At 56.4% G+C, this 21,760-nt stretch carries 23 protein-coding genes; 10 read left to right on the top strand and 13 right to left on the bottom strand.

Annotated elements, in window-relative coordinates:
- Window positions 1-102: 102 nt before the first annotated feature.
- Window positions 103-993 carry a LysR family transcriptional regulator gene (locus Electrica_RS03335; protein WP_100683478.1) on the bottom strand — a complete coding sequence of 297 codons (891 nt, stop codon included), beginning with the start codon at window positions 991-993 and terminating at the stop codon, window positions 103-105.
- A gap of 99 nt (window positions 994-1,092) precedes the next feature.
- Between Electrica_RS03335 and Electrica_RS03330 the strand changes: the two genes are divergently transcribed.
- Complete coding sequence (locus Electrica_RS03330; RefSeq protein ID WP_141963423.1) at window positions 1,093-1,695, top strand: short chain dehydrogenase; 603 nt, start codon at window positions 1,093-1,095, stop codon at window positions 1,693-1,695.
- Window positions 1,696-1,804: 109 nt separating this feature from the next.
- Here the strand turns inward: Electrica_RS03330 and argE are convergent, their stop codons facing one another.
- The 4 genes from argE to Electrica_RS03310 are packed head-to-tail and all read right to left on the bottom strand — an operon-like array spanning window position 1,805 to window position 5,349.
- Complete coding sequence (argE, locus tag Electrica_RS03325; protein ID WP_141963421.1) at window positions 1,805-2,956, bottom strand: acetylornithine deacetylase; 1,152 nt, start codon at window positions 2,954-2,956, stop codon at window positions 1,805-1,807.
- The gene (locus Electrica_RS03320) at window positions 2,949-3,623 is read right to left on the bottom strand and encodes a DUF1028 domain-containing protein (protein WP_141963420.1); all 675 of its coding nucleotides are present in this window, start codon (window positions 3,621-3,623) and stop codon (window positions 2,949-2,951) included. Before Electrica_RS03320 ends, argE begins: the two co-directional genes overlap by 8 nt.
- 9 nt (window positions 3,624-3,632) lie before the next feature.
- On the bottom strand, window positions 3,633-4,055 hold the full coding sequence (locus tag Electrica_RS03315) for a RidA family protein (RefSeq protein WP_004867660.1): 423 nt from the start codon (window positions 4,053-4,055) through the stop codon (window positions 3,633-3,635).
- 28 nt (window positions 4,056-4,083) lie between these two features.
- On the bottom strand, window positions 4,084-5,349 hold the full coding sequence (locus tag Electrica_RS03310; RefSeq protein ID WP_141963418.1) for a flavin-containing monooxygenase: 1,266 nt from the start codon (window positions 5,347-5,349) through the stop codon (window positions 4,084-4,086).
- 671 nt (window positions 5,350-6,020) lie between these two features.
- On the opposite strand from Electrica_RS03310, the gene Electrica_RS03305 reads away from it, so the two are divergent.
- Window positions 6,021-6,353, top strand: a complete 333-nt coding sequence (locus tag Electrica_RS03305) for a hypothetical protein (RefSeq protein ID WP_141963416.1) — start codon at window positions 6,021-6,023, stop codon at window positions 6,351-6,353.
- A 171-nt stretch (window positions 6,354-6,524) separates the two neighbouring features.
- On the top strand, window positions 6,525-6,713 hold the full coding sequence (locus Electrica_RS03300) for a hypothetical protein (protein ID WP_100683484.1): 189 nt from the start codon (window positions 6,525-6,527) through the stop codon (window positions 6,711-6,713).
- A 165-nt stretch (window positions 6,714-6,878) separates the two neighbouring features.
- On the opposite strand, the gene Electrica_RS03295 is transcribed toward Electrica_RS03300, so the two are convergent.
- Window positions 6,879-8,060, bottom strand: a complete 1,182-nt coding sequence (locus tag Electrica_RS03295) for an aminotransferase-like domain-containing protein (RefSeq protein ID WP_100683485.1) — start codon at window positions 8,058-8,060, stop codon at window positions 6,879-6,881.
- A gap of 100 nt (window positions 8,061-8,160) precedes the next feature.
- Window positions 8,161-10,032, bottom strand: coding sequence for a bifunctional glutathionylspermidine amidase/synthase (gss, locus tag Electrica_RS03290; RefSeq protein WP_131048547.1), 1,872 nt, complete (start codon window positions 10,030-10,032; stop codon window positions 8,161-8,163).
- A 279-nt stretch (window positions 10,033-10,311) separates the two neighbouring features.
- On the opposite strand from gss, the gene Electrica_RS03285 reads away from it, so the two are divergent.
- Both Electrica_RS03285 and yghU read left to right on the top strand, forming a co-directional pair.
- Window positions 10,312-10,872 carry a DsbA family protein gene (locus tag Electrica_RS03285; RefSeq protein ID WP_131048546.1) on the top strand — a complete coding sequence of 187 codons (561 nt, stop codon included), beginning with the start codon at window positions 10,312-10,314 and terminating at the stop codon, window positions 10,870-10,872.
- Between the two features lie 116 nt (window positions 10,873-10,988).
- Window positions 10,989-11,855, top strand: a complete 867-nt coding sequence (yghU, locus tag Electrica_RS03280; RefSeq protein WP_100683488.1) for a glutathione-dependent disulfide-bond oxidoreductase — start codon at window positions 10,989-10,991, stop codon at window positions 11,853-11,855.
- Window positions 11,856-11,889: 34 nt separating this feature from the next.
- Here yghU and Electrica_RS03275 read toward each other — a convergent pair whose 3' ends face one another.
- Together Electrica_RS03275 and yghX are read right to left on the bottom strand one after the other, a co-directional pair.
- Window positions 11,890-12,177, bottom strand: coding sequence for a DUF2623 family protein (locus Electrica_RS03275; protein WP_100683489.1), 288 nt, complete (start codon window positions 12,175-12,177; stop codon window positions 11,890-11,892).
- A gap of 79 nt (window positions 12,178-12,256) precedes the next feature.
- Complete coding sequence (gene yghX / locus Electrica_RS03270; protein ID WP_142255832.1) at window positions 12,257-13,144, bottom strand: YghX family hydrolase; 888 nt, start codon at window positions 13,142-13,144, stop codon at window positions 12,257-12,259.
- Between the two features lie 146 nt (window positions 13,145-13,290).
- Between yghX and mgrA the strand changes: the two genes are divergently transcribed.
- Entirely contained in the window at window positions 13,291-14,331 is a 1,041-nt protein-coding gene (mgrA, locus tag Electrica_RS03265; protein WP_131048545.1) for an L-glyceraldehyde 3-phosphate reductase, read from the top strand.
- A gap of 39 nt (window positions 14,332-14,370) precedes the next feature.
- On the opposite strand, the gene Electrica_RS03260 is transcribed toward mgrA, so the two are convergent.
- From Electrica_RS03260 to exbB, 3 genes are all read right to left on the bottom strand, one after another.
- Window positions 14,371-14,865 (bottom strand): TIGR00645 family protein, encoded by a 495-nt coding sequence (locus Electrica_RS03260; RefSeq protein WP_100683491.1) that lies wholly within the window; start codon window positions 14,863-14,865, stop codon window positions 14,371-14,373.
- A 140-nt stretch (window positions 14,866-15,005) separates the two neighbouring features.
- Window positions 15,006-15,431 carry a TonB system transport protein ExbD gene (gene exbD, locus Electrica_RS03255; protein ID WP_100683492.1) on the bottom strand — a complete coding sequence of 142 codons (426 nt, stop codon included), beginning with the start codon at window positions 15,429-15,431 and terminating at the stop codon, window positions 15,006-15,008.
- A gap of 6 nt (window positions 15,432-15,437) precedes the next feature.
- Window positions 15,438-16,169 (bottom strand): tol-pal system-associated acyl-CoA thioesterase, encoded by a 732-nt coding sequence (gene exbB / locus Electrica_RS03250; protein WP_141963414.1) that lies wholly within the window; start codon window positions 16,167-16,169, stop codon window positions 15,438-15,440.
- A gap of 250 nt (window positions 16,170-16,419) precedes the next feature.
- On the opposite strand from exbB, the gene metC reads away from it, so the two are divergent.
- Both metC and yghB read left to right on the top strand, forming a co-directional pair.
- A complete protein-coding gene (gene metC, locus Electrica_RS03245; protein WP_100683494.1) occupies window positions 16,420-17,607 on the top strand; it encodes a cystathionine beta-lyase in 1,188 nt (395 codons plus the stop codon).
- 130 nt (window positions 17,608-17,737) lie between these two features.
- Complete coding sequence (yghB, locus tag Electrica_RS03240) at window positions 17,738-18,397, top strand: DedA family general envelope maintenance protein YghB (RefSeq protein WP_100683495.1); 660 nt, start codon at window positions 17,738-17,740, stop codon at window positions 18,395-18,397.
- A gap of 51 nt (window positions 18,398-18,448) precedes the next feature.
- Here the strand turns inward: yghB and Electrica_RS03235 are convergent, their stop codons facing one another.
- The gene (locus Electrica_RS03235) at window positions 18,449-19,348 is read right to left on the bottom strand and encodes an AraC family transcriptional regulator (RefSeq protein ID WP_131048543.1); all 900 of its coding nucleotides are present in this window, start codon (window positions 19,346-19,348) and stop codon (window positions 18,449-18,451) included.
- Between the two features lie 196 nt (window positions 19,349-19,544).
- Between Electrica_RS03235 and yqhD the strand changes: the two genes are divergently transcribed.
- On the top strand, window positions 19,545-20,708 hold the full coding sequence (gene yqhD / locus Electrica_RS03230) for an alcohol dehydrogenase (RefSeq protein WP_131048542.1): 1,164 nt from the start codon (window positions 19,545-19,547) through the stop codon (window positions 20,706-20,708).
- A 144-nt stretch (window positions 20,709-20,852) separates the two neighbouring features.
- Entirely contained in the window at window positions 20,853-21,680 is an 828-nt protein-coding gene (dkgA, locus tag Electrica_RS03225) for a 2,5-didehydrogluconate reductase DkgA (protein ID WP_100683498.1), read from the top strand.
- Window positions 21,681-21,760 lie beyond the last annotated feature (80 nt).

Here is a 21,760-nt window from a genome sequence, read left to right as displayed (position 1 = left end):
ATGACCGGGAGCTTTCTATACAGGCCAGTTCAAAAACGAAGCCAGCCTGCTGGCGCACCAGCTTTCGTCCAGGCCCCGAAATAGCGACCCGATAACCGGCGCTTATAAATAGCGCTTTCCCTCGTTCAGCACATGCTCTACGAAGCGGGTCAGCTTCGGCAGCGGACGAAGATCCTGCCGCCAGAGTAAATGTACCGGGCGTGGGTGGGGAGTATAGGCCTCCAGCACGCGCACCAGTTTGCCGCTGGCCAGCGCCTCGCTCAGTAAGACCTCCGGCTGCAGCAATAGCCCGGCTCCGGCTATCGCCGCCATGCGCAGGCCGTAACCATCATTGCAGCGCAAAATCGCATCGCGCTTCCAGCTCACCGCGTCTTGCGCGCCCGGCAATGTCCACTCATTGCGCGCCGTCCATACCGTATGGGACAGACAAAGATGATCGACCAAATCCGCCGGTACGACTGGCGTACCGTGACGAGCCAGGTAAGCGGGCGCGGCGCAAATCACCATCCGATAAGGACAGAGATATTTCGCCACCAGATCGGTGTGGTGAATATCGCCAATACGGATCGCCAGATCAAAGCCCTCATCGACGAGATCGATCATCCGGTTAGTCAGATCCAGTTCGATGCGAACATCCGGCCACGCCTGTAAAAAAGAAGCGGTCAGCGGCGCAATCACGCAGGCGCCAAAAGAGGTCGGCGCGCTGATACGCAGCGTCCCGGCCGGCGCCAGTCGCAATCGTTCGACCGAGCTTTCGGCGATAGCGACCTGTTCAAGTACCCGTTTGGCCTCTTCATAATAGACTCGCCCGGCATCGGTCAGGCTCTGGCGCCGGGTGTTGCGCTCAAGCAGGCGGGTACCAAGCTCTCGCTCCGTCAGGGCGATATATTTACCGACCATGACCGCCGACATCTCCAGTCGCGATGCCGCGTCGGTAAAACTGCCGCACTCCACCGCGGTAATAAACGTCTCCATTGCGCGTAGCTTATCCATATTACAAACCTTTGGTTAGTAATCATCTAACTTTTAGCCAGTTTATCCGATAACTGTTTTATTAAAGAATAGAGGCTCACAACCGATCAGGAGTCAGTCATGAAAATTGTCGTTATTGGTGCCAGCGGTACCGTCGGGCGCGCCGTCGCCGAAGAACTGAACCGTCAACATGACGTCATTCGCGTCGGTCGCACTCAGGGCGACCTTCAGGTAGATATCACCTCTCAGCCGAGCGTCGACGCTCTCTTTGCAAAAGTCGGCCAGATCGATGCGATTGTCTCGGCCACCGGCAATCTGTTCTTTGGCCCCCTTTCGTCCATGACGGACCGCGATTTCAACCAGGGCCTGCAGGACAAGCTGCTGGGGCAAGTGCGCCTGGCGCTTACCGGGCAGCATTATCTCAATGATGGCGGTTCGATTACGCTTATCAGCGGCATCGTGGCCCATGAGCCGATTGCCCAGGGCGTCAACGCCACGACGGTGAATGCCGGGCTGGAGGGCTTTGTCCGCGCCGCCGCCTGCGAACTGCCGCGTGGCATCCGCATCAACCTGATAAGCCCTGGCGTATTGACGGAGTCGCTCGCCGCTTATGACGGTTTCTTCCCCGGTTTCTCCAGCGTCCCCGCCGCCGCCGTTGCCCAGGCCTATCGCCGCAGCGTGGAAGGCATACAGAGCGGACGGGTGTACACCGTCGGCTATTGACCGCGAAGAGCGCGGGCAGTATCTGCCCGCTCAGACATTGCCTGCTCCCCCCGCTAAATAGCGGGGAAAGAGGCTTGCGACAAGGCGCCCGACCCCGGGCGCAAAAGATTCAGGAGACCGCCATCCAGTGGCGCAGATTATCCAGCATCGCCAGACAGCATTCCAACTGAGTCAGGGCAATAAATTCATCCGGCTTGTGTCCCTGCGCCATACTTCCCGGCCCGCAAATCAGCGTTGCCACGCCCGCTTCGTCAAACAGCCCGCCTTCAGTGCCGAAGGCGACGGTGGAGAACGTATCATTGCCCGCCCATTGCGCCAGCCAGCCGGCAAAGGCCGACTGCGGATCGCTCAGCAGGCCGGGATACTGACTGAGCGGCTGAAAACGGATTGTGGCCTCCGCCGCCACCTTGCGCATCGCCGGCACCAGTTCATCTTCGGCATACGCCTGCAGTCCGCTGAGCGTCTCGTCGAGCGACAGGTCCGGCAAATGGCGGATTTCAAAATCGAACTGGCAGCGCTCAGGCACAATATTGAGCGCCGCGCCGCCCGTAATCAGCCCCACCTGCACGGTACTGTACGGCGGGTCGAAGCGCGCGTCCTGTCTGAGCGCCAGCTTTTTCCCCAGCACGCCTAAGCGGGTAATCAGCTTCGCCGCATACTCAATAGCGTTCACGCCATCGGGGGCATAGGCCGAATGGCAGGCCTTACCGTGAATATGGCAGCGCATGGCTAATTTGCCTTTATGACCGTAGACCGGGCGCATCTCCGTCGGCTCACCGATAATGCACAGGGCGGGCTTATCCTTCGAGGCCTTAAGATGATTCGCCAGACTGCGGACGCCGAGGCATCCCACCTCCTCATCATAGGAAAAGGCCAGATGCAGAGGCATACTTAACGGTTGTGCGAGGAAGGCGGGAACAGAGGCCAGCACACAGGCGATAAAGCCCTTCATGTCGGTGCTGCCGCGCCCATAGCACAGGCCATCGCGCAGGGTGAGCGCAAAAGGAGGGACCGTCCAGCGCTGGCCGTCAACCGGGACCACATCGGTATGACCGGAGAGCATCACTCCCCCCGCGCCCGGTGGCCCCAGGCGGGCATAAAGATTGGCTTTTTTGCCGTCATCATCGTAGAACAGCCGGGATGCAATGCCAAAACCGCGAAGAAAGCGGTTGATGTAATCGATCATCTCGAGATTGGATTCGCGACTGGTGGTATCAAAAGCCAGCAGCGTTGCCAGTATCGACTGCACCTCATTATTCATCGCCCGGAACTCCGTAACTGGGGGCCTCCCGCGGGTCGAGCGCGCGCGTGATATAGGCCTGCATCTGCGGCTCATAGGCCTGCCAGAGCGCGGCCAGTTCGCCAATGGGATCGTCCTCGCTCCAGTCAATGCGCAAATCCACCAGCGGCCACGAATAGTCATCCACGACCTTCACCGCCGCAGAGTGAACCGGGCCAGCCTCACCGCCGCAGGCCAGACCGGCCTGTAGCGCGGCCAGTAGCCGCAGCGCCATTTCACCTTCGCTGTGCTGGAAACCGGCCACCATCGCCTCAATGACCGCCGTGCTGGCCAGCATATTGCCAGCGGCGATGCAGTTCTCGCCTTCGGCGACATGATAGATACCGAGGGTTTTATCGCCGCTGAAGGCGGCGGTTTGTCCGTTGGCGTCGATGGCGATAATCTGCCGGTAGCGGCTGAAATCATCCTCCGCCAGCGCCCTGCGCAACGCGATGTCCGGCGCTAAACCCTGTTCCAGCTGCGCCAGCGCCAGCTGGCCCAGCGTCGGTAACGTGATGTTCTGACTGGATACCGCCCCCACTCCGGCCTGTAGCCAGGGACAGCGGGCGCCGACGGCAATGCTGGAGGAGCTGAGCGCAATACCAAACTGCCCGCTTTCCGGGCAATATGCTGCGATAGAAAAGGTCATCGTCGCCCCTTACTTCACGAAATCATCGGGAATAACGGCAATCACGTCGATCTCCATCAGCCATTGCGGCTGCGCCAGCGCTGAAATCACCAGCCCCGTGGAGATCGGGAAAACCCCCTTCAGCCATTTACCCACTTCCTGATACACCGGCTCACGATAACGCGGGTCAATGATATAGGTGGTGGTTTTCACGATGTGCGACAGGTCGCTTCCGGCCTCCTCCAGCAGCTGTTTGACGTTTTTCATCGCCTGCTCGGCCTGAGCCTGCGGGTCGCCCAAACCGACCAGGTTACCGGCAAAATCCGTTCCCACCTGACCGCGCACGTAGACGGTATTCCCGGCGCGAACCGCCTGGCATAAATCGTTATCCAGGCTCTGGTTGGGGTAGGTCTCTTTGGTATTAAACATGCGAATACGGGTATGTGTTGGCATCTTTTTTATCCTGTTTAATGGCGCGTGTTTAGCGCCGATCGGCAGCCTGGTACTGGCTGTACTTACGCTGGGTGGCAATATGGTCGGCAATGTGTTTCGCGTCATGCCAGACGCCCCAGATGAAGGTCGATCCCCGGCGCGACAGCCAAGGCAATCCGAGGAAATAGACCCCAGGTTCGCTGGAGACGCCGCGTTGATGCTGCGGACGATGTTGCTCATTAAAAGCCTTCACGTTGAGCCAGCTATAATCCACGGCGTAGCCGGTCGCCCAGATAATGGTGGTAATCCCCGCCTGCGCGAGGTTCAGGGAGAGGAGCGGCGAAGTCATGCACGGCGGATCAGGTAAAAACTCGCGGGCGGCAGGTTCTTCCGGCAGATCCAGGCCATTGGCCGCAATGTAGGCATCTGCGGCATCCAGCAGCGCCAGATAGTTCTCATCCCCGCGGCGGATGTTGTCGCACAGATCCGGCTGGAAGGTCGCCGTCCCGGATTCAAAGGCTTTCGTCAGCCCGACCAGGGTGATGCCGCGGTGCGCCAGCTCGCGGAAGTCCACGGTGTGCCCGCCATGGGCGCCGCTGACGGCGATAGTGACATGTTCTTTGCCCGGCGCGCTGGCGGGGGCATCCCACATGCCCAGCACCCCCAGCCACCAGCAAAAATCCCGGTTGCGGTATGCACGCGGGGGACGATCGTGCGCGCCGACGGATAAATAGACCTTGCGGCCAGCGCGCTGAAGTTCGTCAGCAATCTGCACGCCGGAAGAGCCCGCGCCGACAACCAGCACCGCGCCCTCAGGAAGCTGCTGCGGATTGTAGTATCGGGCGGAGTGAATTTGATGAATGCCGCTCTCTTTCGGCGCAATCGCGGGAATGACCGGTTTTTGAAACGGTCCGGTCGCGGCAACAATACGCTGGGCTTCAATGATGCCCTCCGTGGTCTCGATGGTAAAACCCGGGCGTCCGCTGTTGCGCACTGCGCTTTTGACTTCAACGCCGGTACGCACCGGCAGATTGAAGGCCCTGACGTAATCTTCAAAGTATGCCGCGACATCGTCTTTAGGAATGAAACTGTCGGGATTGCCCCCCTTAAATTCCATCCCCGGGAAACGGTCGTGCCACGCCGGACCATTCGTCACCAGCGAGTCCCAACGGCCGGTTCGCCAGGCCTCAGCGATGCGGTTTTTCTCGATAACCAGATGTGAGATCCCCAGCGTCGTCAGATGCTCACTCATGGCAATACCGGCCTGACCTCCGCCAACAATCAACGTATCAATGTTCGTGTCTTCTACGGTCATAAATGTGTCCTTCGAATGGTGTTCAATCGCCGGGAATAAACCACTGCACAGGACCGAGGTTAATAAACCGTAACAAGCAGGTAAATTATTATAAATTTAGAACCTGAGAATAAAATAGTGATGCAGAGTGCAGCACATTGAATCTACAAGGTAAAAAAAATATTTCGCCGCAAACCGGGTAAAAATATAATGAGTCAAAGGGCGAATTATTCAAGAAAAATAAATAGCAAGTTCTTCGACATATAAAAAATATCGCCAGAGAATCGTTTTTTCCTATGCAGATAATCCGCTAGCGGCGAGCCAGACGGCCCCCCGCCTGGCACGACGGCACGGAATGTTGCGGCGATTCGGGATTGCCTGCGAAGCCGATACTTTCCGTTATTTTCGCTATCGTTAATGAAGCACCGTTAACATCACTTCACGTCATCGATAAAATTCAGTATTAAAAGCCAGTACCGGCGTTGATATATTCCATAAGCAGCGTAACGATCGGCTGTTGTTTATTTTTTAGCGATGCCTGCTATGACTCAGAATACTGATGCGGCGACGCTTTGTTAGCCGGGCATCGCCCTGGCTCGCGCGGTGCGAAGGTGAAATGATGCCTGCGGGATGACATCCTGTTTGCGCAGCAGGTACACTATCCCCTCTGTTTCCTCTTCCTGATCCCATCGATGCTGAAGAAATTACCTTTTGTTATTCCGCTGCTGGCGCTGCTCGCGCTGCTTGTCTGGTGGCGCATGCCGCACTATTGCGCAGAAGATGAGGCTTACTACCGCTCGGTGTTTTGCGTCATCGACCACCAGGACAGCCGGGCGTTTCTCCGTGATATGGAAAACATTGTCGAAGGCGGCAATTCCGATTATGCGCTGCACAAAAACCACTATATCCCGGCACTTGGCGAGCGAATGCGCCAGACCTGGCTACAGTTAAGTCAGGAAGAGCAGGACAGCATCCGTGAGGATCAGTCGCGCTGCCGCCAGTTGATGAGCGCAAAGCAGCGTTAACGACTCTTTTGTATTCGCGGGCCAGGCGGCAATGGGCGACGCCCTGTCCCGTCCTCGTATTCCCACTCAAATAGTAAGGAAAAGCGTTCTTGCCCGCGACGATAAAAAAGAGTTGATCTGTCATGCACAAGCTCTTACTTTGCTAACCAGTTTTTCACATGAGATAAGACGATGCCGACAATAACAGTCAGTAGTATGCAAGAAGCGAAAGAGTTAATTCACTGCGGGAAATACAGGGAAATCGTGCTGAATTTTGATATTGATGCTGATGATTTCTTCACCCTCGCCACCACCCAGTCCGCGACTAAAGTCACGATGATCAACAGAAACAATCACTCACCGGTAAAAAAAGAAAAATAATAAAAAACCTCTGAGGGATTCTTTATGTGGCTATTTATTGGCACACTCGGCACGGCGTTTCTCTCCTCACTGATGCTGATTTGGCTCGATGACCGCATCGCCGAAAGCGACTAAACCAGATTAACACTCCGTGCCGCCCGGCGGCGCGGAGTGATTTATAGACAGCTACAGCGATTTCGCCAGACGTTCAACGGCCGTCATCAGCCCTTCCTCCGGGACCGTCGAGTAGGACAGACGCAGCGTACGGGTATCCGGATTATCGTGATAAAACGCTTCGCCGGGGACAAACACCACGCCGTTTGCCAGCGTTGTCTTCATCCACGCCATCGTATCGAACGAATAGCGGAAGCGAGCCCACAGGAACATCCCACCTTTAGGTCGGCTGAAGGCAATGTGCTCCCCGAGACGCGACTCCAGCGCATCCGCCAGCGCCACACACTTCTTACGATAATCCTCACGGATCAGCGCGATCTGGTTATCCAGGCGATTCATCGCCAGATACTCCGCCGTGATCACCTGCGACAGCATATTGGTATGCAGATCCGCCGCCTGCTTGACGATCACCGTCTGCTGCGCCAGCCAGTCCGGCATCACAATCCAGCCGATACGCATCCCCGGAGCGAGAATTTTGGAGAAAGTGGAGGTGTAGACCACCTGATCTTCGCAGCCCAGCTCAACCGCGTGCTGATACAGCGGACGGCGGACTTCATCGGTAAAGCTGATTTCGCCATAGGGATCATCTTCGATAATGACAAAATCATGCTGTTTCGCCAGCGCCACCAGACGGCGACGGCGATCTTCGCTCAGGGTTTTTCCACCGGGGTTGCCGAAGGTGGGCACCAGATAAACGGCTTTGACGCGGGTCGTTTCCAGCAGGTCGGCCAGCTGTTCAACCAACATCCCGTTATCGTCGGTATCGACGCTGAGAATATTGGCCTGCGCCAGCTGGAATACCTGCAGCGCCGCCAGGTAGGTCGGGCGCTCAACCACAATCGCATCGCCCGGATCGAGCAGCGTGCGGGCCACAATATCCAGCGATTGCTGAGAGCCGGAGGTGATATAGACATGGCTGGCCTGGCAGTCAACGCCGCGCGCCTGACACAGTTCACTTACGGCCTGACGCAGCGGCGGATAGCCTTCGGTCAAACCATACTGAAATGCATCGTTAAAGCGCCCGCTCATCACCTGCTGCACAGCCAGATTCAGGCCTTCGGTATCAAACAACTCCGGAGCCGGAATCCCGCCGCCCAGGGAGATAACGCCGGGCAGTTTACTGTGCTTAAGAAGTTCGCGGACGGCGGAGGGCTTGAGTTCACCCGCGCGGGCGGCGAGTCGCCTGTCGTGCATATTATTTTCCTTTTCTGTCTTGTTGTTTTCTTTGTGACTTAGCGTATTTGCAGGATTTGTTGCCCGGACAGGTCGTTTACGGCGCTGTCCGGGCTGCCGGCTACCGGCCGTCGCTGTCTTTCAGCACAATTAACGGTTCGATATCACTCTCTTTTTTGACCACCAGCGAATCATCGCCGCGCAGACAAGTACCGCCGTAGTTACCGCCGACGGTAAACGTACACACCTGAATGTATTTACCATCCACCTTCGGCAGGCACCAGAGCTGCTGGTAAATATTTTTACGATCGACAAACTGCCCGCTGGTTTTATCCAGCACTTCATCTTGCGGACCAATCAAATCGATGTTGTTGCCGCAGCGGCCAGAGATAGGCTTCACCGCATAGCCGGTTTTCGCCAGCTCATCGTTGATTACAAAATCGGTATCCAGCAGATAGCGGTGGTTGGGGAACAGCGACCACAGTACCGGCAGAATGGCCTTGTTACCGGGGATCACCGTCCACAGCGGTTCGAAAACCAGCACTTCCGGGCGCAGCAGCACATCGATCAGCCGCACGGCGTTTTGCGGATGCCCGGTACGGATCGGCACGGCGGCGTACTCATCGGCGCTGACCTCGCGCACCTGTTCGATGGCGGTTTCCCAGGCCCAGGTTTTCCAGACGCAGTTCACCAGACGCCCGTCGCCGTCGATCAGCTGCCCGGCGGCGTCCCAGTGCAACTCATCAAGGCCAAAGAGGATCTTACTTTCGAACCCCGCCTGCGTGAGCGAGCGCTGGATAAACAGCGCGTGGTAGTTCTCCTCCAGATCCTTGTCCTGCATGATATGCACGAAAGGACGGGCGCGGCTGTGTTTCCAGGCGCCCGCCAGCTCATCAAGCAGATTTTCCGCCGGGTTGTGTCCGCTGCCGTAATAGCCCTGTTTCAGCCACTGTTCGAGGATCAGCCCGCCTTCGGTATGACAAGAGGCGGAGTCGGCGTTGTATTCATAGACCTTCAGCCCGCGCTCATCCATACAGAAATCCATGCGGCCGGTGATCATATGATGACGGCGTCGCTGCCATGAGAGACGCAGGCGCGGCCAGAGAATTTTGGGGATATCAAACAGCGCCAGCAGATGGTCATCTTTCATCACCTTATCGGTGGCGTGCAGGTACATCAAATGCAGCTCGTTGGTCGCTTTGATAAGCTCCTGCTCGGCGCTTTCGGTAATGGTGAAGTATTGATAGGGATCCTGATTGATGAAGTGACCATTGGCGGCCACGTAGGCTTTCTGCAGCGAATCTTTCTCGTTCAGCCAGTTACCGCGGAACTGGCCTTTATTCGGCAGTCTCGCTCCCTGAATCGCCATCGCTTCGCCCGGCAGCACCGGCTGCGGCAGACTGTGCTCGGTATCGGCGGTCTGAATCATCCAGCCTAATATTTCGGTATCGGCAAAGGTGTCTTTGATGGTGTAGAAACCGTCTTTCACTTCCAGCGTTAATTCGCGAGTCCACTGCTGGCCCTGCGGCAGCGGCGCGTGAATCACGTTTTGCTCGGCGATGCGGACCTTATTGCCGACCAGTTGCGTAATCACCGCGACATGGCCGGTATGCTTAAACTCGCCGCCCTTCTGCCAAATCAGCAGCGAACCGGCTATCGGCGGACGGCGGGCGCCGTTTGCAAAAGCCTGTAGCGGCAAAATATTGTCATTAACCACTTCACGCAGAAAACGCAGGGAGAAGATTTCATAGGCCATGCCGACATCGGTAAAGACAAAACCGTAGGTGAGGAACAAAAAACGGCGCGCGAATTCAACGCACTGCCATTTGTGCCCCATATACTCATTGTCGATGTAACTGCGGAACGTGGCGTCATCCGGATAGTCGCGCGGATTTAAACTGCTGTAATTCGATGAATAAATTGCTACGCCCCCCGGCGCGTAGCCTAACAACGTACCAAAAGGGGCATCACTACTTGTCGATCCTTTGCTCATTAGCCTGACCTCAAATTAATGCAGCCCGGGCAGTTGGCGGAACAAAACTCCCTCTTCTTATCCTGCCGCAGGCACTTACCAGACAGAGGTGCAATGATGATACCACTCATTGGATTCAGCGATCGTGCCCCGCGGGAAAATAACCCGGCGCCTTTGGGTAAAAGTGATATCGTTAGTTGTAATATCTCCCCGTAATACTTCAGGTTGCATTGCCGCTGACAACCGCCTGGATGATGTAGGGAACCATAACGAAGAATGAGACAACGTCAGGAGTTGATTATGAGCGCACAACCGCATCTGCAGGCTCAACCGCTGGTCTGGGGCCACGGCCCACGTACTTTTGAGGTATTCCTTGAGCCAACCTGCCCGTTTTCCGTCCGGGCGTTCAATAAGCTTGACGATCTGCTGGACGAAGTCGGCGCGGATAATGTGACTATCAAGATTCGCCTGCAGTCGCAGCCGTGGCATCTTTTCTCCGGCGTCATCGTGCGCTGCATTCTTGCCGCCTCGACGCTACCGCACGGCAGAGAGCAGGCGCACAGAGTGTTAAAAGCGGTCGCCGACCATCGCGAAGAGTTTGAATTTACCGATCATTGCAGCGGGCCGAATATGGAGACCACGCCGCAGCAGATTATCCAGCGCATTGAGCACTACAGCCAGGTTCTGCTCTCTACGGCCTTTGCCCGCCCTGAGCTGCAGGCTGAGATTAAATGGCATTGCAAATACGCGCGACAGAACGGTATTCATGTCTCGCCGACCTTTATGGTCAACGGCCTGGTGCAGCCGGACCTCGGCAGCGGCGACGATATCAGCGTATGGGCCGCGCGGATTATGGCCTGAGTCCTCCTCGCCCCGGTTGCGCGACGCTGACCGGGGCCAATAAGCCTCACACTGTTAAACCTGCCTGGAATCTCCTGCTACACTCCCTCAACGGCTCACTAAAAAGGCAGGTCCTCATGTCAGAGAATAACTACCAACCCCCTAAAGTGTGGGAGTGGAAGCAAAACAACGGCGGCGCGTTCGCCAACATCAACCGTCCCGTCTCCGGCGCCACCCATGAAAAAACGCTACCGGTTGGCTCACATCCGCTGCAGCTTTACTCCCTGGGCACGCCCAACGGCCAGAAGGTGACCATCCTGCTGGAAGAGCTGCTGGCGCTTGGCGTGAGCGGCGCGGAATACGATGCCTGGCTGATCCGCATTGGCGAAGGCGATCAGTTCTCCAGCGGTTTTGTTGAGGTGAACCCCAACTCAAAAATTCCCGCGCTGAGCGACCACTCGACCACTCCGCCGACGCGCGTATTTGAGTCCGGCAGCATTCTGCTTTACCTCGCTGAAAAATTTGGTTTCTTCCTGCCTAAAGATCCCGCAGGGCGGACCGAGACCCTGAACTGGCTGTTCTGGTTACAGGGCGCCGCCCCGTTCCTCGGCGGCGGTTTTGGTCACTTCTTTAACTATGCGCCGGTGAAAATCGAGTACGCGATTGACCGCTTCACGATGGAAGCCAAACGTCAGCTCGACGTGCTGGATAAACAGCTCGCCCGCAACCGCTATGTTTCCGGGGAAGAGTACACCATCGCCGATATGGCCATCTGGCCGTGGTACGGCAATGTCGTGCTGGGTGGGGTGTATAATGCCGCGGAATTCCTGGACGCCGGCAGCTATAAAAACGTCCTGCGCTGGGCGCAGGACATTGGCAATCGTCCGGCAGTCAAACGCGGACGAATCGTCAACCGGACCAACGGCCCGCTTAACGAGCAGCTGCACGAACGCCACAGCGCCAGCGACTTTGATACCCTGACCGAAGACAAGCGCCAGGCATAACCTCTCACCTACCGGGGGCTTCGGCCTTCGGTAGTTAACTTTCCAGCCGGTATCCCGCCATAAAGTAACGCATCGCGATACAGGAATGTCCTTCCCTGAAGAAATCCATGACCATGTTTCTGTCCAGGCCATAGCGGCGGGTGAGGATCCCGGCCTCCCAGGCGCTAAGCTGGCGATCGCCGGTTTTTTCAAACATGCGCTGAGAATAACCGAGGACAAAGCCACGTTTATAATCCGCGCAAAAACCGGCTGCGTTGCTGGCGCTTTCCGCCTGAGACGCCTTCAGCCCCGCCATTAAACCTTTGCCAAAATGGTTATCCATCGCTTTTCCCTCCTCAATCGCTATATATAAAATTATATAGCGATTTTTTGAGCGAGTGCCAGCGCTATTTCCGCCCTTTTTAGCCGAGATATTTGGCAAACCACGCCAGCGTTCGCTGCCAGGCAAGCTCGGCGGCAGCCCGGTCGTAGCGCGGCGTGGAGTCGTTGTGAAAACCGTGGTTCACCTGCGGATAGATATAGGCTTCGAACACTTTATGCTGCGCCTTCAGCGCCTGTTCATAAGCGGGCCAGCCATCGGTGATGGGTTTATCCAGCTCCGCATAGTGCAGTAGCAGCGGGGCATGGATTTTCCCGACCTCCGCGATCGGCGGCGGGCGGCCATAAAACGGCACCGCGCAGGCCAGCTCCGGGATCGCCACGGCGGCGGCATTGCAAACCCCGCCGCCGTAACAAAACCCGGTTATCCCCACTTTTCCGCTCGCCTGCGGATGTTTTTCCATAAAGGCGACGGCGGCAAAAAAGTCGTTCATCAGCTTCTGCGGATCGACTTTCTGCTGAAGCTCGCGCCCTTCGTCATCATTGCCGGGATAGCCGCCCACCGAACTCAGGCCATCCGGTGCCAGCGCGATGTAACCGGCTTTAGCCACCCGGCGGGCGACATCTTCGATATAGGGATTCAGTCCGCGATTCTCATGCACGACGATCACCGACGCCGGTTTTACGCTGGATTTCGTCGGCACCACCAGATAACCACGCACCTCGGCGTGACCCTCGGGCGAAGGATAGCGAATATATTGCGCATGGATATCCGGGTCGGTAAACGAGATCTGCCCGGCAAGCGCGTAGTTCGGTTTCAGCAGGTTAAACAGCGCCAGGGCGGTCATGCCGCCGACGGCGTACTTTCCGGCCAGCTGCAAAAATTCCCTCTTGCTGATTTTGCCGTGCGCGTAATAGTCGTAATACTCCAGCAGCTCTTGCGGAAAATCTTTCGCCGTCAGTCGCGTCATCATCTCTTCTCCGGATATTCCCCCCTTTAAGCAAAGCAGAAGCTCGCGGTGACGCCAGCAATCTTACACATTGTGATCCAGCGAACGCTGCTGGCGTACCATACCAGTTAAAATGGGAACGACGTTTTAATTTATAAGGAGAGAGCATGTCCTGGTTAGCTGATCCCACCCGCTACGATCGCATGCAGTACCGCTACTGCGGTAAAAGCGGCCTGCAATTGCCCCTTTTGTCGCTGGGACTGTGGCACAACTTTAGTCACGGTCACGCGCTGGATGACCAACGCGCCCTGTTACGCAAAGCCTTTGATCTGGGCATTACCCATTTCGATCTGGCGAATAACTACGGGCCGCCGCCCGGCAGCGCGGAGGAGAATTTTGGCCGCCTGCTGCGCGAGGATTTCGCCGCCTACCGCGACGAGCTGATTGTGGCGACGAAAGCGGGCTATTCCATGTGGCCAGGCCCCTATGGCAACGGTAGTTCACGAAAATATCTGCTCGCCAGCCTCGATCAGAGCCTGCAGCGGATGGGACTGGATTACGTCGATATTTTCTATTCGCATCGCGTCGATGAAAATACGCCGATGGAAGAGACCGCCGCGGCGCTGGCACAGGCGGTGCAGAGCGGTAAAGCCTTGTATGTCGGCATCTCCTCCTATTCGCCGGAACGTACGCGGCAAATGGCCGCGCTTTTGCGCGACTGGAAGATCCCGCTGCTGATTCACCAGCCGTCTTATAACCTGCTCAACCGCTGGGTCGACACCAGCGGGCTGCTGGATACGCTGGAGGAGAACGGCGTCGGCTGTATCGCCTTTACGCCGCTGGCGCAGGGCCTGCTGACCGGCAAATATCTACAGCAGATCCCCGAAGGTTCGCGGATGTTCTACGAAGGGAAAAGAGCGCGCGGCCTGACGGAGAATATGCTCAGTGAGTCAAATCTGCACAGCCTGCGCTTACTGCAGGAGATGGCCCACAGCCGCGGACAGAGTATGGCGCAAATGGCGCTGAGCTGGCTGCTGAAGGATAGTCGGGTCACATCAGTGCTGATTGGCGCCAGCCGCCCACAGCAGCTGGAGGAGAACGTACAGGCACTGAATAATCTGACGTTTAGCGCAGAAGAGCTGGCGCAGATTGACCAGCATGTCGCGGATGGCCAGCTCAATTTATGGCAAACCTCGTCGGATCAATAAGTCACTCACCCGGCGGCGCTGCGCCGCCGGGCAGGTGTCTCAGTGCTTAACCTTGGTCAGACGATCGAGATAACCCATCACAAACGCCGACAGCACAAAGGTCAGATGGATAATGACGTACCACATCAGCTTGTTGTCCGGTACGTTTTGCGCGTCCATAAACACCCGCAGCAGATGGATAGAGGAGATGGCGACAATGGACGCCGCCACTTTATTTTTCAGCGAGGTGGCGTCCATTTTGCCCAGCCAGCTGAGCTTTTCTTTACCTTCATTGATATCCAGCTGGGAGACAAAATTTTCGTAGCCGGAGAACATCACCATCACCAGCAGGCCGCCCACCAGCGTCATATCGACCAGCGACAGCAGCGTCAGAACCAGATCCGACTCGCTCACGCTGAAGATGTGCGGCAGGATGTGGAAAATCTCCTGAAAAAATTTGATCGACAGCGCAATCAGCCCGAGCGATAGACCAAAATAAACCGGCGCCAATAACCAGCGGGAGGTATACATAGCATTTTCCAGAAAGCGTTCCATAAGATCCTGTGAGTTAAGCAAAAGTCCGCCATTATATCGCAACCCGCCGCAGCGATTGCAACCTCCCGCCATATCGCCGCTGAATATCGGGCATAAAAAAGGCTGGCACATGGCCAGCCTGATAAAGGTCGTCGGGAGGGTTATTTCGCTTTTACGCTTTCTTCGCCCACCAGACCAATTTTCAGATAACCCGCCTGGTGCAGAGTATCCATGACCTTCATCATGGTCTCATAGTCCACGGTTTTATCCGCACGGAAGAAGACGGTGGTGTCTTTCTTCCCTTCCGTCAGCGTATTCAGCGCGCCGATCATGCTCTCTTCGGTGATCGGATCGTTGCCGAGGAACATGCTGTTATCCGCTTTCACCGACAGATAAATCGGCTTTTCCGGACGCGGCTGTGGCTGACTTGAGGAGGCCGGAAGGTTGACCTTCACATCCACGGTCGCCAGCGGCGCCGCCACCATAAAGATGATCAACAGCACCAGCATGACGTCGATAAACGGCGTGACGTTGATGTCATGCATTTCGCCGTTATCATCGGGGTTTTCGTTAAAATGCATTGCCATAAAGCATTAACCTACTCGTAATTTTTGCGCGGTACGAACCGGTTTTACGCCGCTGGCGCTCAGATCCAGGTCACGGCTTTGCAGCAGCAGCACCTGCGCGGCGACATCGCCGAGCGACGCTTTGTAGCTGCCGATCATGCGGGCAAAAATATTATAGATAACCACGGCTGGAATCGCCGCAAACAGGCCGATGGCCGTCGCCAGCAGCGCTTCCGCGATGCCCGGTGCCACCACCGCAAGGTTAGTGGTCTGCGTCTGCGCAATGCCGATAAAGCTGTTCATGATACCCCAGACGGTACCAAACAGGCCGACGAACGGGGAAATCGCCCCGATGGTCGCCAGATAACCGTTGCCGCGCCCCATGTAGCGACCCACGAACGCTACGCGACGCTCAAGGCGGAAACCGGTACGTTCTTTAATCCCTTCGTTATCTTCAACGCCTTCAGAGAGCGCCAGTTCGTTCTGCGCTTCATTGATAAGCTGGATGCTTAAGCTTTTCGGGTGGAAACTGTTTGCGATATCGCTGGCCTGATCGAGGGAACGCGCATCGCCGAGCAGCTGCTGTTCACGCTTGAGGCGGCGCTTACTGGAGAGGATTTCAGCACCTTTGCCGAAAAAGATAGCCCAAGTGACTACCGACGCCAAAATCAGGCCAATCATCACGACCTTAACGACAATATCGGCATGATGATACATACCCCAAACGGACAGGTCCGCCTGCATCAAATTATTACCCACGCTGAATCTCCAGGACGTCAATCACAAAATCTGAGCACAATCATATCAAAAAAGCCCCGAATTGATAGTGGTTCTCATTAGTATTTACACTGTGCAGCAAATCACGTTTAGATTCCTTGCGCTTACGCAGTAAAAAAGTGGCCGACCGCGGATTTCGCAAAATTTTTGCCCGTATCGGCCATTCCCCGGTACAGGGTGAGCCATTCGTGCTAGTTTAGACGTCCAGACGTATAAAACCAGGTAAAAAAACATGGCTGATAAACATCTTGATACCGCGCTGGTCAATGCCGGGCGCAGCAAAAAATATACTCAGGGCTCGGTCAACAGCGTGATTCAGCGGGCTTCATCGCTGGTGTTCGAGAGTGTCGAAGCTAAAAAGCACGCCACCCGCAACCGGGCAAAAGGCGAACTGTTTTACGGTCGTCGCGGGACATTGACCCACTTTTCGTTACAGGAAGCGATGTGCGAACTGGAAGGCGGCGCGGGATGCGCGCTGTTTCCCTGCGGCGCCGCAGCCGTTGCCAATACCATTCTGGCCTTCGTCGAACAAGGCGACCATGTCCTGATGACCAACACCGCGTATGAGCCCAGCCAGGACTTTTGCACTAAAATCCTCGCGAAGCTCGGCGTCACCACCAGCTGGTTCGATCCGCTAGCTGGCGCCGATATTGCCCGCCAGATTCAACCGAACACCCGGGTGGTGTTCCTGGAATCACCCGGCTCTATCACCATGGAAGTTCACGACGTTCCGGCAATTGTTGCCGCCGTCCGCCGCGTTGCTCCGCAGGCGATTATCATGATCGACAACACCTGGGCTGCCGGCGTGTTGTTTAAAGCGCTGGATTTCGGCGTCGATATTTCGATTCAGGCCGGGACGAAATACCTGATTGGCCACTCTGATGCAATGGTCGGCACCGCGGTATCCAACGCGCGCTGCTGGGATCAGCTGCGGGAAAATGCCTACCTGATGGGGCAAATGGTCGATGCGGATACCGCCTATATGACCAGCCGCGGCCTGCGCACCCTTGGCGTCCGCCTGCGTCAACATCATGAAAGCAGCCTGCGTATCGCCGAATGGCTGGCGCAACATCCGCAGGTCGCGCGCGTCAACCACCCGGCGCTACCGGGCAGCAAGGGTCATGAGTTCTGGAAGCGCGATTTTACCGGCAGCAGCGGTCTGTTCTCATTTGTCCTCAATAAACGCCTGACCGACGCCGAGCTTGCTGCGTATCTCGACAACTTCAGCTTGTTCAGCATGGCCTATTCCTGGGGCGGTTTTGAATCGCTGATTCTGGCTAACCAGCCGGAACAAATCGCCGCCATCCGTCCGGAAGCTGAAGTCGATTTCAGCGGTACGCTGATTCGCGTCCATATCGGTTTAGAAAATGTTGACGATCTGTTGACGGATTTAGCGGCAGGCTTCTCGCGTATCGTGTAAAGTGACAGCGAGTGGCAACAATAGCGGACGTTTTACGTAAGGCGGCCGCTGTTGTTGCGCCCGAGATCAAGGTGTTCGGGGCTCTTCAGGAGTACACTAGTCAAAAATACGGTACCACTTAGGAAAGTCCATGGTTGTCATTCAAGAGATTGTCGCCGCCCTGTGGCAACATGATTTTGCCGCGCTGGCAAACCCCCAGGTCGTGGGCGTTGTATATCTGGTCATGTTCATGACATTGTTTCTGGAAAACGGTCTGCTGCCCGCTTCATTTTTACCCGGGGACAGCCTGCTGCTGCTCGCCGGAGCGCTCATAGCCAAAGGCGTCATGGACTTTGTGCCGACTCTAGCCATCCTTACCGCCGCTGCCAGCCTCGGCTGCTGGTTGAGCTATCTGCAAGGGCGCTGGCTCGGCAATACCGAAACCGTCAAAGGCTGGCTCGCCCATCTGCCGCAGAAGTACCATCAGCGCGCGACCTGTATGTTTGATAAACATGGTCTTCTGGCGCTACTGGCCGGTCGTTTCCTCGCCTTCGTGCGCACCCTGCTGCCAACGATGGCCGGCATTTCCGGGCTCTCCAACCGCCGCTTTCAGTTCTTCAACTGGCTCAGCGCGCTGCTGTGGGTAGGCGTGGTCACCGGTCTGGGCTATGCGCTCAGCATGATCCCGTTCGTGAAGCGACATGAAGACCAGGTCATGACCTGCCTGATGATTCTGCCGATCGCGCTGCTGGTGGCCGGGCTGGTGGGCACCCTGGTGGTGGTTATCAAGAAAAAATTCTGTAACGCCTGACAGAGCCTTCCCGGGAGTGGCGCAGCAGCCCTTCCCGGGACTGATTTCCCGTCACATGCCCTGAATCGTTCTGATCCGCGCCGCATCTTCTCCCGGCGTCATACCAAAATAGCGTTTAAATTCACGGCTAAACTGCGACGCGCTCTCGTAGCCGACGCGCATCGCCGCGGCGCTGGCTTTCATCCCGTCATGAATCATCAGCATCCGCGCCTTATGTAAGCGATAGCTTTTGAGGTACTGCAGCGGTGAGGTGCTGGTCACCGATTTGAAATTATGATGAAACGCCGAGACGCTCATGTTGGCCTCCGCCGCCAGTTGATCGACACTGAGGTTTTCGGTGTACTGGCTTTCAATGCGCTTCAGGACGCGGCTAATCAGGCTGAAGTGGGTTTGTCGGCTGACCAGCGCCAGCAGCGCCCCGCCGCATGGCCCGGTGAGCACGTAATAGAGGATCTCGCGGATGATCTGTTTGCCGAGAATACGCGCATCCAGCGGCCGCTCCATCACATCCAGCAGCCTTTCCGCCGCGCACAGGATCTCCTCCGATAGCGCCGCCGAGTTGATGCCGCTGGAGGCCATCGAGGGCTGAAACAGCGCGTCCTCGCCAATGTCCATCAACAGCTCCTGTAGCTGAAGAATATCCACATTCAGGCGCAATCCCGCAAGCGGCACCTCTGGCGTCGCGAAGGTCTCGCACTCAAACGGCAGCGGCACCGTCAACAGCAGGTATTCATTGGTGTCATAGCGGAAAGTCCGCTCATTGATGTAGCCAATTTTATGACCTGAAAAGAGAAAAACAATGCCTGGCTGGTACATTACCGGCGTGCGGGTACCCGGCTGCGTGCCGTACAACAGGCGAATATCGGGCAGCAGCGCGCTGAGATTTTCTTCTTTATCTTTCAGTGCATTAACCTTTTCCGTCAGCAGCTGGCATATCTCGGCGCGGTTCATTTTCGGTAATTCTCCAGACGTTTTCTCACCTCTGCATTGTGCGCATCTTTCTGCCTTTTCTCCAGCCCGATGGAGAAATGGGCAAGACAACGGCAGGAATGTGCATTGAGAGGAACCGGCGACGAGACCACAATGATCGTCATCTGGCCGAGGCCTCCTCTCAGCCGGCAGTTTTCTTTTTTTGAGGGCACGAATAATGAATAATTTCGATCTACATACCCCAACCCGCATCCTGTTTGGTAAAGGCGCCATCGACAACCTGCGCGCTCAAATCCCGGCGGATGCCCGGATTCTGGTGACCTACGGCGGCGGCAGCGTGAAGAAAACCGGCGTGCTCGATCAGGTCCTCAACGCCCTGAACGGCTTCGACGTTCTGGAGTTTGGCGGGATTGAACCAAACCCCTCTTACGAAACGCTGATGAAGGCGGTGAAAATCGCCCGTGAACAAAACGTCACCTTCCTGCTCGCCGTCGGCGGCGGTTCGGTACTGGATGGCACCAAATTCATCGCCGCGGCGGCGCACTATGATGAAAACGTCGATCCGTGGGAAATTCTCGAAACCTACGGCAGCCATGTGACAAGCGCTATTCCGATGGGCTCCGTGCTGACGCTGCCGGCAACCGGTTCCGAATCCAATAAAGGCGCCGTGGTTTCGCGTAAAACCACCGGTGACAAACGCGCCTTTATGTCTTCTCATGTGCAGCCGGTGTTTGCGATCCTCGATCCGGTTTACACCTATACCCTGCCGCCGCGTCAGGTGGCCAATGGCGTTGTTGACGCATTTGTCCATACCGTTGAACAGTACGTCACCTATCCGGTCGATGGCAAAATTCAGGATCGCTTTGCCGAAGGCATCCTGCTGACCCTGATTGAAGAGGGCCCGAAAGCGCTGAAAGAACCAGAAAATTACGACGTTCGCGCCAATATCATGTGGGCCGCGACCCAGGCGTTAAACGGCCTGATCGGTGCCGGTGTTCCCCAGGACTGGGCAACGCATATGCTGGGTCACGAACTGACCGCGATGCATGGCCTCGACCATGCCCAGACGCTGGCTATCGTGCTGCCAGTATTGTGGAATGAAAAACGCGAGACTAAACGCGCGAAGCTGCTGCAGTATGCCGCCCGCGTCTGGAATATTACCGAGGGTTCTGAAGACGAACGTATCGATGCCGCGATCGCCGCGACGCGTCACTTCTTCGAACAGCTCGGCGTACCGACCCGTCTTTCCGACTACGGTCTGGACGGTAGCTCCATTCCGGCGTTACTGGCTAAACTGGAAGAGCACGGCATGACGGCGCTGGGTGAAAATAAGGATATCACCCTTGAGGTCAGCCGCCGGATTTACGAGGCGGCACGCTAAGTTTCCCTTTCCCCCTCTCTTCTCCTTGCCGTGAACTTGCGGGAAGGAGAAGAGTTTTACTACCGTTTTTAGCTATTTCGTCCAGACTTAATGCTACCCCTTAGCGGAATGTACACCGCTGAGTTTCATTAACAGGAGGAAGGCATGACACATCCAACCGTTATAAAACTGCACGACGGCAACCTGATGCCACAACTGGGTCTCGGCGTGTGGAAAGCAGGCAACGAGGAAGTCGTCTCCGCCATTCATAAGGCGCTGGAAGTCGGTTATCGCTCTTTTGACACCGCCGCCGCCTACCAAAATGAGACCGGTGTCGGCAATGCGTTACGCAGCGCAGACATCCCCCGCGATCAGCTGTTTATTACCACGAAACTGTGGAACGACGACCAAAAACGTCCTCGTGAGGCGCTACAAGAGAGCCTGCGTAAACTGCAGCTCGATTACGTCGATCTCTATCTTATGCACTGGCCGGTTCCGGCGATTGATCACTATGTTGACGCCTGGAAAGGCATGGTTGAGCTGCAAAAAGAGGGGCTGGTCAAAAGCATCGGCGTCTGTAACTTCCAGGTGCATCATCTCCAGCGACTGCTGGATGAAACCGGCATCGTGCCGGTGATAAACCAGGTAGAGCTTCATCCTTTACTCCAGCAACGTCAGCTTCATGCCTGGAACGCTACGCATAAAATTCAGACGGAATCCTGGAGCCCGCTGGCGCAGGGGGGAGAAGGCGTTTTCGACCGGAAAATTATTCATCACCTGGCGGATAAATACGCTAAAACCCCCGCGCAGATTGTTATCCGCTGGCACCTGGACAACGGGCTGGTGGTGATTCCGAAATCCGTGACGCCGGCCCGTATTGCGGAGAACTTCAACGTCTGGGATTTCCGTCTCGATAAAGACGAACTGGGTGAGATGGCGAAACTGGACCAGAACAAACGTCTGGGACCGGATCCGGATCAGTTCGGCGGATAACATATAAAAAGGCCGGATGGCGGGATGCCGATCCGGCCGGTGGTTCACCGTTTTACTGGCCCGGTCAGCGCTGCGCCGCC

It is taken from the genome of Klebsiella electrica (assembly GCF_006711645.1).
Taxonomy (GTDB): Bacteria; Pseudomonadota; Gammaproteobacteria; order Enterobacterales; family Enterobacteriaceae; genus Klebsiella; species Klebsiella electrica.
Note: the sequence above shows the minus strand (reverse complement) of the source record. Positions and strands in the feature narration are given on the sequence as shown.